Source organism: Shewanella sp. 30m-14 (assembly GCF_052977125.1).
In genome coordinates this window covers 276877-290325 of the sequence record NZ_JBRILW010000001.1, presented here as the reverse complement: position 1 = coordinate 290325, position 13449 = coordinate 276877, and the positions used below count along the sequence as shown (strand labels likewise).

Sequence of the window (13449 nt, the reverse complement as noted above, 5' to 3'; positions counted from 1 at the left end):
CTTATACTCTCCCTGCGCTTTTTGGATAGGATTCTGGATATTTTTTAACGTGTTCTTTCAGCTGTGCTAACTGTTTTTTAAGTAAAGGAGTTGGCGTATCGTAAACATCTTCGATGATGCTATCGAGATGAGGCGTGGGTATTTTTTCTGCCACTTTGAGTTCAGATAATACCTCTTCACGGTATTTCACATACAGATCGGCATCTTCTTGCTCATTCATCCAGCCTTTATTGATCATCCAAAGTTTGAAGCGTTTTACTGGATCGTGTTGTTGCCACTTTGCTTCTTCATCTTTAGAGCGGTAACCCGATGGATCATCTGAAGAAGAGTGTGCTCCCAAGCGATAGGTCATAGCTTCAATAAGTACTGGCGCGTTATGCTCTAATGCATAGGCACGAGCTTGTTGCGTTGCCGCAAGTACGGCCAACATATCGTTACCATCAACACGGATAGTATGCATGCCGTAACCCACGCCACGACTGGCGATACCGTTACCTTTGAACTGCTCTTCTGTAGGTGTAGAAATTGCGTAACCATTGTTACGGCAAAAGAAAATAACCGGAGAATTTAACACTGCAGCCATGTTGAGGCCCGCATGGAAATCACCTTCAGAAGCCGCACCTTCACCAAAGTAACAGATAGCAATATTACGCTTACCTTGTCTTTTAAGGCTATAAGCCACACCTGTTGCCTGGGGGATTTGAGTTGCTAGCGGCGAAGAAATCGTTTGATAGTTAAGTGCTTGGCTGCCGTAATGGATTGGCATTTGACGGCCTTTACCAAAGTCTTTCTCATTACTGAACATTTGGTTCATAAATTGTTCAGTCGTAAAACCTCGGTAACGCAGCGCTGCATGTTCACGATATTGCGCTAAGATAACGTCGCCATCATCGAGGGCGGCTGTGCTACCAATAATAGAAGCCTCTTCACCAGTACAAGTCATATAGAAGCTAATTCTACCTTGACGTTGTGCGCCCAACATACGCTCGTCTAATACTCGGGTAAATACGCAAGTATCATGGATCTGTTTGGCTAGCTTTTCGTCTATTACAGGCAATACAGCGCCTTCATAGGCGGTACCATCTGCTTGTAACACTTTTAAAATCGGGATCGACAGTGAGTCTTTATCGAGAAAGCTCACGCGATGGACTGTTTCTGCATTCGTTGTTGCGTTGCTCATAATGTGCTCTTGTTATTGTTGGTGCCGCTAAACGACTAAATACGGCGCCTTGCTATTCTAATACGCGGGAAGAACATTACGTTAACGTAAACTAACTCTCAACACTTCCCATCATTGAAACCACAACTAAGCATGTCTGTGCATGTATATATTGGTTTACATGCACAGTTATTCAGTTTGAATTTAGTCCAATTGACTTTCATCGGCAGGCTTTAAACACAAAACCGTCCGCTGCCCTACAGGTACTTTTGCATTTGGAAAAACAATCGATTCAAACTCTTGTTCGATTTTGACTTCTTTGCCGCCCTCTTTCGCTAAGGTGTATCCTCTTGGAAAAGCAGTAAAGTTTTCAACATCGTTAGCGAAGCTAAATTCAAAATCATCAAAATGTTTATTTACCGAACGGCAAACTTGATACAGATTTAAGCGTTTCATATCAAAGTCGGGTAACTGTAGATCTTTGCCCGTCATTAATAGTGTTAGCATCTCTTTCATCGCAATAAAGCGCGTCATATCATTTTGCCCCATAGGAAACACCTTACCCAGTTCAATGGTAAATGCGTCGGCATGATAATTTTCAGAGGAGAAATAACTGAACGTTGTCGTTGGTTCGTGGTGTAATAAAATAGTATTTACACCGCAAGATTCGAGAAACATGATCTGTTGCTTACTGTATTTACGGTTGGCGCGATAAGGGTAAATAGCAAACTTTTCATGTTTAGAGGGGCGAATTGCAGTATGGAGGTCATAATGTATTCTGTGGCGTTCGCCTGATTGAGAGGCAAAAAACTTATCGATATAATGCTCAAGTTTTTGCGCTCTTACCCGCTCAGGATTGCACAAGCCCTCACCACGAGAGTACGCGCCATTAAATAATCGATTGAGATTTTCATCGATAAAGCGCGTGCCGTTATGGATAGCCGGTGGATTACCAATAAGAAATAGTATTCGCTGTTTTAGCGCGATGTTCTCACCCAGTAGTTGTGTCATGAGATCATTACACAGTTCTATCGGAGCTGTTTCGTTGCCGTGAACCGCACAAGATAAGACAATATCTTTGGTGTGCTTAGCATTAATCGGCTCAAACATGATAACACCCGTGTCCCACACTTCTACTCGGATCTGATTATCAAGCTCAAACTCGAACGTTTCTGGTAAATATTGTGGATGTGCCAGGGTAAGCGCTAAAAAGTCCTTAGACTGTTTCAATTCGTGAAACACAAACTACTCCTTATTTGTTGGTACGTCAGCTTTATATTCCGAGAAATCATTAAGCAACAAGCATTTGTTTCTACGGCATTCTGAACTGATTCTGCCAAGGATAATAGCATATTTGCCCCTCTATTCGGGTACAGATTTTATCGAGATAGTATAACTAATAATCAACGAGTCTAATTTCTGCTTGCATAAGCCAAAAAAATAAAACAAGATAAAGACATCTAGCCATCCAAACGGCTACTAGGCAAAGTCATCAACATTCGAGAGCAGCACTAAGGGGTAAACTATGGCATTGGCAACATTCGGCGCAGGTTGTTTTTGGGGAGTTGAATATTTCTTTAGAGAAGTCGAAGGTGTCATTGATTGTACTTGCGGTTATATGGGCGGTAAGGATCAATACACTCGCTACCAGCAAGTAAAAACCGGCACAACCGGTCATGCAGAAGTCGTACAAGTTAAATACGATCCTGCCATTGTGTCGTTTGATGATTTGCTCAATGTTTTCTGGCAAAACCATAACCCAACTAGCCTTAATCAACAGGGTGGAGACATAGGAACGCAGTATCGAAGTACTGTTTTTTTCCACGATAAGCAGCAGAAACAACTGGCTGAGATCTCAAAACTGGCTTTGATTAAAAGCCAAAAATGGGGTGCGAGACACGTGGTAACTGAAATCGTCCCTTGCCAGCAGTTTCATCACGCCGAAGAGTACCATCAGAATTACCTCGCTAAGAACGAATTACCGAGCTGCCACATCAGCTACTAGTCATCGCCCAACGCCAAATGAAGCAAAGGCGCTAACCCCAACATGCTCACTAATGCTTATAAACAGTAAAAGGCACCCGCAAGGTGCCTTTTTTAGTCATTACTGATGAGTATATTTTTTGCTGTATTTGTTACTTTAATGCTTGAGCGACAATCTGCTGCGCATCGTCTAACAGCTTAGCCAGATGGGCTTGGCTAACAAAACTTTCACCATAAAGTTTAAATAAGGCTTCGGTACCCGATGGGCGAGCGGCAAACCAGCCTTTTTCAGTGACAACTTTAATACCACCAATAGCAGCGCCGTTGCCCGGTGCATGGGTCAACTTTTGTAAGATAACGTCTCCGGCAAGGGTATTCGCCGCAATCGTATCTGCTGAAATCTTCGAAAACTTAGCTTTGTCTTCAAGGCTCACAGGGCTATCGATGCGTTGATAAAAACTCTTACCAAACTGCGCTTCTAGTTCATCGTATCGTTGTTGTGGTGTTTTACCGGTCACAGCCAAAATTTCAGCCGCTAACAAGCATAAAATAAAGCCATCTTTATCGGTACACCAGGTGTTGCCATCTGTTCTTAAAAACGCTGCGCCAGCACTTTCTTCACCGCCAAAAGCAAAATCACTATTGGCTAAGCCTTCAACGAACCACTTAAACCCTACTGGTACTTCAGACATCTGTTTATTGTGCATTTGACAAACTTTATCAATCATCGCACTAGATACTAAAGTCTTACCTATCACCATCTGTTCGGTCCAATGAGGTCGATGGGTCACTAGGTAATCAATCGCAACCGCAAGGAAATGATTGGGATTCATTAATCCACTGCCTGGGCAGACAATGCCATGACGGTCAAAGTCAGGGTCATTACCTAAACAAAGATCAAAATTATCTTTATGCTCTAAAAGACCGGCCATTGCATAAGGTGATGAGCAGTCCATGCGGATCTTGCCGTCTTTATCCAGAGGCATGAAGCTAAAACTTGGATCGACTTTGTCGTTAAGCACTGTGATGTCGATACCATAATACTTTGCTATCGGTGACCAATAGTGAACCCCAGAGCCACCGAGAGGGTCGACGCCCAAGCGGAGTTTCGCATCTGCAATCGCCTGCATATCAACGACCTGACTTAAGTCTTCAACATAAGGTGAAATAAGGTCGGCTTCTATTATATATCCACTATCAAGCGCGGCGCTGTATGGAGTACGCTTAACGCCCGCTAAATGCTTAGCAAGATATTCGTTGGCTCTGCCTTCAATCCAGCTGGTGATTTCGCCTTCAGCGGGTCCACCATGGGGAGGATTGTATTTAATACCACCATCTTGAGGCGGATTATGGGAAGGCGTTACAATGAGGCCATCGACTAAACCGTCTACTGGATTATTGTTGGCACAAATAATCGCATGAGACACCACTGGAGTCGGTGTGAAACCATCATTTTTATGAACCACAACGCTAACTTCGTTAGCCACTAACACTTCAACAACCGAAATGGCTGCGGGTTGTGACAAGGCATGTGTATCAATACCTAATATCAACTTACCCGTGATATTGGCTTGCTTTCGATAATCAGCAACTGCTTGAGCAATGGCAACAATATGTGCTTCATTAAAGCTTTTTTGCATCGCACTTCCACGATGACCCGAGGTACCAAATGTCACTTTTTGAGTTACATCTCTCACATCGGGCGTTAAGCTATAATATAGGCTAACGAGTTTGGGGATATTGACCAAATCCTTTTGCTCAGCAATCAATCCTGCTCTCTTGTGTGTAGCCAATTACCCTCTCCTTTATTTACCGTGTTTTTAATGTCGTCACAGCAAGTTTATACATTTTACGTTAACGCTTTATGTCGTTAAATTTTTTCTATAATTTGAGCCACTTGCTCTTCATTCGTACCGAACTGCAGCAAAACTTCAGAAAGAATTGTGCGCTTTTTAGCGGTATTGTTGTTTGTCGTGACCCAGAAACCACTTTGGCCTATCTCTTTTGGATTTGCTGATTTACTGGCTTTTAACAGTGCATCTTTTGACGTCGCAAAGTATAAGCGGTCACGCCCTTGAATTTGTAACACCTGCTCAAATTGTGTCGTTGATGCTCTATAAACCGTATCTAGAATAAATAGAAAACGCCCTACCGCGCCCTTTTGGGCTGCCAACGCATCGACATCGATCAAACGGGTAAAATCAGAAACGGCCTTAGTTGCTACTTTAGCGACCTTTACTGGCTTAGGTGAAGAGTGCTCAAGACTCGGATGACTGATCTTTTCAGGTGCTTCTTGAACCACTGATTCAACTTGTAATCCCAATATACGGCGCAAAATATCCGAAGCGCTCTCGCCAATATGTTCAGTCTTGCTGGCGATGTGTCGATAAAGCTCTTCATCAACTTCGATATATTTCATAACGGTTATCTTCCTTAAGTAGAAAAGCGGATCGGTGTTCTAAAATGCAAAAAGATCGCATAACTGTCCCGAATTATCCGCCCAGTGTAGCGAGGTTTAGAGCCTTGATAAAGCGTCATTAAATGAAAACTGCGATCCAGAGGAGAAAGATCCTATTTACTAAACAAACAATGTTTACTTTTTAAGCGCTAATCACGGGTATGTGCGCTCTTTGTTGGATTTTAGCGTAAACCAAGGCACAATCTGCGCCATTCGATTCAAGTAAGTGGAAAGACAATGCATTATGTGACAAGCGGTCAAGGCCCCGTAGTTATCCTTATTCATGGTTTATTTGGTGATCTTGATAACCTTAAGGCTTTGGGCAAAGAGCTCGAGGCAAACTTTACCGTTGTTCGCATTGATGTACTCAATCACGGCAGCAGCCCCCAAGTAGCCAATATGAGTTATCAATCACTAGCCGATAGCATGGTTAACTTGATTGATGAGCTTAACTGCAAGGATGCGATTCTTATTGGACATTCTATGGGGGGGAAAATAGCCATGGCAACCGCACTCAGTTACCCAGAGCGTGTTAGCCAGCTAGTCGTTGCAGATATCGCGCCGGTAGCTTACCAAAGTCGCCATGACAAAGTCTTTACTGCATTAGCATCCATGCCATTATCAGAGATTAAAGATAGACGCCAAGCGCTCGCCTATATGCAATCTTGTGATATTGACGAGGGTACCGCGCAGTTTTTATTAAAATCTCTTGCTCGCACAGAGCAAGGTTTTATATGGAAAATGAACCTAGACGGCTTAAAAGCCAGTTACGCCGATATTATTGATTGGCCAACCTTTAATCACTCCTACCAAGGCCCTTGTCTATTTATACGTGGAGGGGATTCAGATTATGTGACGGCTGAACACAGACAAGCAATACTGTCACAATTTCCAACGGTTAAAGCCAAAACAATCGAAGGCACGGGTCATTGGTTACACGCTCAAAAAGCCAGCATTTTTAACCGTATAGTCAAAGATTTTATTACACAATGTTAAGCTGTTTTTCACCACAGAAAGCGGTAAAGCATATAGCCGCTTGAAAACTTATATGGTATATTCGCGCAACTTTTTTTAGCCTAGAAAGGAATGGCGAATGTTGATGCAGTATATGGAACAGATTGAAGCTCTCGGCTTAAACCTGTTTTTTGCAGCCATTTTCTTTTTTATTGGTATGGCCATTAGAGATGTACTCAAGCAAGGCAATGTGCCGACGTTTGGGCGAAACATTGTTTGGCTAGTTTTATTTCTCGGCTGCGCCGGGTTTATTGCAAAAGGGATTATACAGATGACCTGGGAAAGCTCAGGCATCGGGTAAATACGAACTCAATGGCAAAAGAAACATCAGATAGAACCACCATTGATCTGTTTGCAACAGAAAAGCGACGTGGTAGGCCTCGAAGCAATCCTTTGCCTCGGGACCAACAGCTTAAAATTAATAAAAGAAACCAAATTCAGCGTGATCGAGCAAACGGATTAAAACGAATAGAGTTAAAGGTGTCACAAGATTTGTACGACGCCTTGAATGAACAAGCTATGGCCAGTAATATCAGCCGTAGCCAACTAATCGAATCTATACTTCAAAAGCAGGTTAGTGACTAACCCACTTTTAAATGCACGCATACCATTAATAGTTAACTAGATATTAAAGGAACAACAATGGCAACTGTAGGTCTTTTTTTCGGGTCTGATACAGGCAACACCGAAGCCGTAGCCAAGATTATCCAAAAGAAACTGGGTAAAAAAATGGTTGAGGTAAAAGATATTGCCAAAAGTACCAAGGAACAAATTGCAGATTACGATCTGCTCATTTTCGGCATTCCAACTTGGTACTATGGTGAAGCACAATGTGACTGGGACGACTTTTTCCCTGAACTTGAGCAAATCAACTTCGAAGACAAATTAGTCGCAATCTTTGGTTGTGGCGATCAGGAAGATTACGCAGAGTACTTCCTTGATGCTATGGGCATGGTCAACGAAATCGTTGAAGCTCGTGGCGCGGTCGTTATTGGCCATTGGCCTACTGAAGGCTATGATTTCGAAGAATCAAAAGGTTTAGCAGACGACAAGCACTTTGTAGGTCTAGGTATCGACGAAGATCGTCAGCCTGAGCTAACAGAAGAGCGCGTTGATGCATGGGTTAAGCAGATCTATGAAGAGATGTGTTTAGCTGAGCTTGAAGACTAAAGAATCACACCTTAAAGGTAATCATTTACTTTTAGCGTAATTCTATAAAAGCGGCATATTATTATGCCGCTTTTTTGTCTCATTAATAAGGCTCAATAGCCGATTTAACCGTCTCGCATTGAGCAGATAGAGTGAGTTTTGTAATATGACAAGTCAAAATAGCCCAGAACGTTGGGATATCTTTTGTGCGGTCGTTGATAATTATGGTGACATTGGCGTCACATGGCGACTTGCAAAACAATTGTCTGCAGAGCAACCTATTGCTATCACCTTATGGGTCGATGATTTAAAAAGCTTCTCACACATATTGCCCGCACTCGATCCTAACTTGATAAGCCAGGTTCATTTTGGTGTCACCATCAATCAGTGGTCTGAGCCATTAGCGATTTCTTATCAAGCCGGTACTGTGCTTATTGAGGCCTTTGCGTGTGAATTGCCTGAGTCTGTTAAAAACAACTTAATCGCCATCCATCAGGTATACAAACTCGATTCAAGTGCAGCAAAACCGCCTTTATGGCTTAATCTTGAATACCTGAGTGCAGAGTCTTGGGTAGAAGGCTGTCACGGACTTCCTTCGATGCAAGCCAGTGGATTGAAGAAATACTTTTATTTCCCCGGATTCACAGCTAAAACTGGTGGGCTCATTTGCGAAAATAAACTGTTTGAACAGCGCGATGCTTGGCAGCAAGACTCACAAAATCGGCACAATTTATTTGCAAGCCTCGGGCTTAGGGGCATAAGCCCTGAAGATAATGTCGTTAGCGTTTTTAGCTATGAGTCTGATGCGTTACTCGCTTTATGTGAAACATGGCAAGATAGCCAACAAACGATTCATGCTTTGTTTCCTAAGGGGCGGAGCCTTAATAGCTTACAAACAATACTCCCCTGCTCTATTGCAGAGCTCAGTGCAGGAATGCAGATAAAGCTTGGGAATTTAGTAATCCATATTTTGCCAATGACAGATCAAGAAGGTTACGATAAGTTACTTTGGAGCTGTGATTTTAATATTGTGCGCGGTGAAGATTCATTCTTAAGAGCCCAATGGGCCGCAAAACCCTTCATTTGGCACATATATGCACAAGAAGATGACTATCATCTAATAAAATTAGATGCCTTTATGCAGCTTTACTGTAATAATCTGCCGCCAGAATTAGCGATAAGCTGGAAAGCATTAAATCTTGCCTTTAATAAAGAACAGCAAGAACAAACAGCTAGCTACTGGCAAAAAATAAATTTAGTCGGTTTGCCACTGTTGCAGCACGCTAAACAATGGCCAATTGATGCAATAAATGATGTAGATCTTGTTTCTCGACTAGTTCAATTTGTCAAAAATAGCTAAGATACTACGTTTAAATAGAAAAACCTAAAATAGGAAATAGTGTAATGAAAACTGCTCATGAACTCCGTCCTGGTAACGTGATCATGTTAGATGGCAGCCCATGGGTTGTTCAAAAAACTGAAACAACTCGTTCTGGCCGTAACGCTGCAATCGTTAAATTAAAGCTTAAGCATGTTCTACAAGACTCTTCTACTGAAAGCACCTTCAAAGGTGAAGACAAGATGGAAGACATCATTCTAGAGCGTCTAGATTGTACATATTCATACTTTGCTGACCCTATGTTTGTATTCATGGATGCTGAATACAACCAGTACGACGTTGAAGCAGAAAACCTTGGCGATGCAGCAGCATACATCGTTGACGGTATGGAAGAAAATTGCCAAGTTACTTTCTACGAAGGCAAAGCAATTTCAGTTGAACTACCAACTTCAGTGGTACGTGAAGTGACTTACACTGAGCCATCTGCTCGTGGTGATACTTCAGGTAAAGTAATGAAGCCAGCTACCATCACTGGCGGCGGTACATTAAGTGTTGCTGATTTCGTGAAAACTGGTGACATGATTGAAATTGATACTCGTACTAACGAGTTCAAAAAGCGCGTTTAAGTTTTTAAACATTGCTTTAAAAAAGCCAGCGTATATACGCTGGCTTTTTTATTGGCTGTGTCTTGTCCTGAAATGAGTTTGCTCATACTGAAGTCCGATCAAGTTAACAAATTAATCAATTAGTTTTTATATGGTGTTAGTAGTAGAACAGACCAAACTTAGCACTGCCAGATTGGCACCGGAACAGTGTAAAAATCTAAATATGAATATCCGGCAGCTGATAATTGAGATCATATACTTTTTAACGCCGTCAAATTAGTGATTTAATCCTTTATTTGTCGATCGAAATTAGCTATTGTGCCTGCAACTAAGTCAAAGGTATGTTTGGCTAAAATTTTCAGCATTTTCGAGGTGTAGATGCGCCCTATTATCAAATCCAATAAATTAGATTCTGTTTGTTATGACATTCGCGGTCCGGTGCATAAAGAAGCCCGTCGACTAGAAGATGAAGGTCATCGAATTCTAAAGCTTAACATCGGCAACCCTGCCCCATTTGGATTTGAAGCGCCTGAAGAGATCGTTCGTGATGTTATTCTGAACCTACCAAGTGCGCAAGGATACTGCGAGTCCAAAGGACTATTCTCAGCACGTAAAGCGATTGTGCAGCATTATCAGTCTCAAGGTATTTTCGGTGTTGATATCGAAGACATCTATATCGGTAATGGCGTATCAGAACTGATCGTTATGGCGATGCAAGGCCTACTTAATAGTGGCGATGAAATACTGGTTCCGTCACCTGATTACCCTCTATGGACCGCTGCTGTACACCTTTCTGGTGGTAAAGCGCAGCATTATCGCTGTGATGAAGAGTCTGACTGGTTCCCTGATCTTGAAGATATCAAGAGTAAAATTACGCCTAGAACCCGTGGTATCGTTCTTATCAACCCGAACAACCCAACGGGCGCCGTTTATTCAAGAGAACTGATCCTTGAAGTGATTGAACTATGCCGCCAAAACGATATGATTTTGTTTGCTGACGAGATCTACGACAAAATTCTATATGATGAAGCTGAACATATTCCTGCAGCAAGTCTCTCTGACGACATCTTAACGGTCACTTTTAACGGTTTATCTAAAGTTTATCGTGCTGCAGGTTTCCGCGTAGGCTGGATGATGCTTACAGGCAACTTAAAATCGGCTAAGAGCTATATCGAAGGCTTGGATATGCTTGCATCTATGCGCCTATGCGCAAACGTACCAAGTCAGCACGCGATTCAAACAGCATTAGGTGGTTATCAGAGCATCCAGGAGTTAGTACAACCTGGCGGACGCTTGCGTGTACAACGTGACGCCTGTGTTGAAATGCTTAACTCGATTCCGGGTGTGAGTGTAAAAACGCCTAAAGGCGCATTGTATGCCTTTGCAAAGCTGGATCAAAAGAAGTTTAACTTACGTGATGATGAGCGTTTGGTTCTCGACCTGTTAAAAGACCGCAAGATCTTACTCGTACAAGGTTCAGCCTTTAACTATCCAGAGCCTGATCATGTTCGCGTCGTTTTTCTGCCTCATAAAGAAGAGTTAACTAAGGCGCTGTCGGAATTTGGCGACTTTTTAGGAAACTATAAGCAATAGCACTTAAGCTAAGTGAACTAAGTGGACTAAGTGGACTAAGTGGCTAATCAAATTATTATTTATAATAACTAGATAGATAAAACGACCCTCGGGTCGTTTTTTTGTATAACAACTATGCTAATCTGAATTCATTGAAGTATACATGCCTACAAGGAATGCGATGAGCCACTTATTTGCCCACCTAGCTAGAATGAAATTAATTCAACGCTGGCCACTCATGTACAATATTAGAACTGAAAATGTTCAAGAACACTCTCTTCAGGTCGCAATGGTAGCGCATTCACTTGCTTTAATTAGCAACAAAAAATTTGATGGGAAGTTTGACCCATACCAAGCTGCAACCATCGCCATATTCCATGATGCCAGCGAAATATTAACTGGCGATCTGCCAACTCCCGTTAAGTATTTCAATAAAGAAATAGAAGCTGAATATAAAAAGATTGAAGCGATTGCTGAGCACCGTTTGCTTGAAATGGTGCCAGATGAGTTTAAAAGTGATTATCAGGCCTTGCTCACCAGTGAGTATGCCGATCCGCAATATAAAGCACTGGTGAAGTCTGCTGATACCTTGTGTGCCTACCTTAAATGCCTTGAAGAAAAGCGCGCTGGAAATACCGAGTTCAACACCGCGCAAAAGAGACTTGAACACAGTATTAATAATGATGCTAACCCTGCAGTCAGATACTTTGTTGAATGTTTTATTCCTAGCTTCACTCTCGATCTCGACGATATTAATAAACTGCTTTAACACCTTTTGAGGTTCGACTATGACACACTCGGTTTGGAATGAAAGACGTTTAGGGGAAGATAAACTTAGACGCAATGATCATCGTAGTCCTTATCAGCGTGATCGTGCCCGGATCTTGCACTCTGCCGCTTTTAGGCGACTTCAAGCTAAAACTCAAGTACTTGGTGTGGGCATGAACGATTTTTATCGTACTCGGCTGACACATTCTTTAGAGGTGTCTCAAATAGGTACTGGCATTAGGGCACAGCTTAAGCAAAAACAGCCTGAGTTCAATCCTCTACTCGATTCTATGAGTTTAATCGAATCCTTATGTTTAGCTCACGATATTGGCCACCCTCCTTTTGGACACGGAGGTGAAGTCGCCCTCAACTATATGATGCGCGCCCACGGTGGCTTCGAAGGGAATGGACAAACTTTTAGAATATTAACCCGCCTAGAACCCTATACCGAATTTTACGGCATGAACCTTTGTAGGCGAACCTTACTTGGGATCTTAAAATATCCCGCGCCTTATTCACAACTTTGTCGAGCACAATCAATTGAATCTGTCCAACATTTTAGGCAACTAAAGCCATCTCAGTGGCCGCCCGTAAAAGGTATTTTTGATGATGACCTAGAGATCTTAGATTGGGTATTAGCACCGCTTTCTAAAGAGGACAAACAGTTATTTCTGTCTAGCTATACTGTCAGCGAGGGTCAGCACAAACGAACCCGATATAAATCACTTGATTGCTCAATCATGGAGCTAGCCGACGATATTGCCTACGCGGTGCACGATTTAGAAGATGCTATAGTCATGGGCATTGTCAGCGAACATCAGTGGAACAACGACGTCACTCAAGTGCTGTGTAATAGCGAAGATGCATGGCTAAAAAATGAGTTTGCCACAATAAGCCAACGCTTATTCTCTGCTAAACATCATCAACGTAAAGATGCAATTGGCACCTTAGTTAATGGTTTTGTCACCGCAATAGCAATCAATGAAATCGAAGGATTTACTGAGCCTTTATTAAAATATAATGCAGCATTAGAGCCAGCATTTGATGCTGCGCTTAACGTGCTAAAACAGTTTGTATTTAAGTATGTGATTAGAAAGCCTGAGATCCAGATGCTTGAATATAAAGGACAGCAGATTGTGATGGAGCTCTTTGAAGCCTTTATTTCAGATCCAGAGCGCTTGTTGCCACTCAATACCCAAGAACGTTGGCTTGCCAGTGAAAAACAAGGAGAAAACAGTCATAGAGTGATAGCTGACTATATTTCAGGCATGACAGACGAGTTTGCCGCCAGATTGCATCAGCACCTATTTAGTCCAAAATCGGGTTCTATGATGGAGCTTAATTGCGAGTTTTAGTCCTAGCTTATGCTCTTACTAATTACGACCATAACCTGCTATTTTGT

The 13449-nt window shown here is 42.3% G+C and carries 14 protein-coding genes; 10 read left to right on the top strand and 4 right to left on the bottom strand.

Going from position 1 to position 13449, the window contains the following annotated elements:
- Nucleotide 1: 1 nt before the first annotated feature.
- The gene (locus ACVBIU_RS01280; RefSeq protein WP_447159204.1) at nt 2–1180 is read right to left on the bottom strand and encodes a thiamine pyrophosphate-dependent dehydrogenase E1 component subunit alpha; all 1179 of its coding nucleotides are present in this window, start codon (nt 1178–1180) and stop codon (nt 2–4) included.
- 183 nt (nt 1181–1363) lie between these two features.
- Nucleotides 1364–2401, bottom strand: a complete 1038-nt coding sequence (gene astE, locus ACVBIU_RS01275; protein WP_447159203.1) for a succinylglutamate desuccinylase — start codon at nt 2399–2401, stop codon at nt 1364–1366.
- 283 nt (nt 2402–2684) lie between these two features.
- On the opposite strand from astE, the gene msrA reads away from it, so the two are divergent.
- The gene (gene msrA / locus ACVBIU_RS01270) at nt 2685–3164 is read left to right on the top strand and encodes a peptide-methionine (S)-S-oxide reductase MsrA (RefSeq protein WP_447159202.1); all 480 of its coding nucleotides are present in this window, start codon (nt 2685–2687) and stop codon (nt 3162–3164) included.
- Nucleotides 3165–3294: 130 nt separating this feature from the next.
- Here the strand turns inward: msrA and pgm are convergent, their stop codons facing one another.
- Nucleotides 3295–4935, bottom strand: coding sequence for a phosphoglucomutase (alpha-D-glucose-1,6-bisphosphate-dependent) (gene pgm / locus ACVBIU_RS01265; protein WP_447162776.1), 1641 nt, complete (start codon nt 4933–4935; stop codon nt 3295–3297).
- A 77-nt stretch (nt 4936–5012) separates the two neighbouring features.
- Complete coding sequence (seqA, locus tag ACVBIU_RS01260; protein WP_447159200.1) at nt 5013–5561, bottom strand: replication initiation negative regulator SeqA; 549 nt, start codon at nt 5559–5561, stop codon at nt 5013–5015.
- A 276-nt stretch (nt 5562–5837) separates the two neighbouring features.
- On the opposite strand from seqA, the gene ACVBIU_RS01255 reads away from it, so the two are divergent.
- From ACVBIU_RS01255 to ACVBIU_RS01215, 9 genes are all read left to right on the top strand, one after another.
- A complete protein-coding gene (locus tag ACVBIU_RS01255; protein ID WP_447162777.1) occupies nt 5838–6596 on the top strand; it encodes an alpha/beta fold hydrolase in 759 nt (252 codons plus the stop codon).
- A gap of 97 nt (nt 6597–6693) precedes the next feature.
- Entirely contained in the window at nt 6694–6915 is a 222-nt protein-coding gene (locus ACVBIU_RS01250; RefSeq protein WP_012277330.1) for a DUF2788 domain-containing protein, read from the top strand.
- An 11-nt stretch (nt 6916–6926) separates the two neighbouring features.
- Complete coding sequence (gene ybfE / locus ACVBIU_RS01245; protein ID WP_012277331.1) at nt 6927–7199, top strand: LexA regulated protein; 273 nt, start codon at nt 6927–6929, stop codon at nt 7197–7199.
- A 57-nt stretch (nt 7200–7256) separates the two neighbouring features.
- Nucleotides 7257–7784 carry a flavodoxin FldA gene (fldA, locus tag ACVBIU_RS01240; protein WP_447159198.1) on the top strand — a complete coding sequence of 176 codons (528 nt, stop codon included), beginning with the start codon at nt 7257–7259 and terminating at the stop codon, nt 7782–7784.
- Between the two features lie 145 nt (nt 7785–7929).
- Nucleotides 7930–9123, top strand: coding sequence for an elongation factor P maturation arginine rhamnosyltransferase EarP (earP, locus tag ACVBIU_RS01235; RefSeq protein WP_447159197.1), 1194 nt, complete (start codon nt 7930–7932; stop codon nt 9121–9123).
- 44 nt (nt 9124–9167) lie between these two features.
- Nucleotides 9168–9728 carry an elongation factor P gene (gene efp, locus ACVBIU_RS01230; protein ID WP_447159196.1) on the top strand — a complete coding sequence of 187 codons (561 nt, stop codon included), beginning with the start codon at nt 9168–9170 and terminating at the stop codon, nt 9726–9728.
- A gap of 357 nt (nt 9729–10085) precedes the next feature.
- Nucleotides 10086–11300: a pyridoxal phosphate-dependent aminotransferase gene (locus ACVBIU_RS01225; RefSeq protein ID WP_447159195.1), complete on the top strand. Its 1215-nt coding sequence runs from the start codon at nt 10086–10088 to the stop codon at nt 11298–11300.
- A gap of 160 nt (nt 11301–11460) precedes the next feature.
- Complete coding sequence (gene yfbR / locus ACVBIU_RS01220; protein ID WP_447162778.1) at nt 11461–12048, top strand: 5'-deoxynucleotidase; 588 nt, start codon at nt 11461–11463, stop codon at nt 12046–12048.
- 19 nt (nt 12049–12067) lie between these two features.
- Nucleotides 12068–13402, top strand: coding sequence for an anti-phage deoxyguanosine triphosphatase (locus tag ACVBIU_RS01215; protein ID WP_447159194.1), 1335 nt, complete (start codon nt 12068–12070; stop codon nt 13400–13402).
- Nucleotides 13403–13449 lie beyond the last annotated feature (47 nt).

Bases quoted from the DNA above. Each gene is read 5' to 3' on its own strand.
- earP (WP_447159197.1), top strand. From the start codon at position 7,930: ATGACAAGTCAAAATAGCCCAGAACGTTGGGATATCTTTTGTGCGGTC.
- ACVBIU_RS01250 (WP_012277330.1), top strand. From the start codon at position 6,694: ATGTTGATGCAGTATATGGAACAGATTGAAGCTCTCGGCTTAAACCTG.
- efp (WP_447159196.1), top strand. From the start codon at position 9,168: ATGAAAACTGCTCATGAACTCCGTCCTGGTAACGTGATCATGTTAGAT.
- ACVBIU_RS01280 (WP_447159204.1), bottom strand. From the start codon at position 1,180: ATGAGCAACGCAACAACGAATGCAGAAACAGTCCATCGCGTGAGCTTT.
- msrA (WP_447159202.1), top strand. From the start codon at position 2,685: ATGGCATTGGCAACATTCGGCGCAGGTTGTTTTTGGGGAGTTGAATAT.
- ACVBIU_RS01255 (WP_447162777.1), top strand. From the start codon at position 5,838: ATGCATTATGTGACAAGCGGTCAAGGCCCCGTAGTTATCCTTATTCAT.
- ybfE (WP_012277331.1), top strand. From the start codon at position 6,927: ATGGCAAAAGAAACATCAGATAGAACCACCATTGATCTGTTTGCAACA.
- yfbR (WP_447162778.1), top strand. From the start codon at position 11,461: ATGAGCCACTTATTTGCCCACCTAGCTAGAATGAAATTAATTCAACGC.
- seqA (WP_447159200.1), bottom strand. From the start codon at position 5,561: ATGAAATATATCGAAGTTGATGAAGAGCTTTATCGACACATCGCCAGC.
- ACVBIU_RS01215 (WP_447159194.1), top strand. From the start codon at position 12,068: ATGACACACTCGGTTTGGAATGAAAGACGTTTAGGGGAAGATAAACTT.
- fldA (WP_447159198.1), top strand. From the start codon at position 7,257: ATGGCAACTGTAGGTCTTTTTTTCGGGTCTGATACAGGCAACACCGAA.
- ACVBIU_RS01225 (WP_447159195.1), top strand. From the start codon at position 10,086: ATGCGCCCTATTATCAAATCCAATAAATTAGATTCTGTTTGTTATGAC.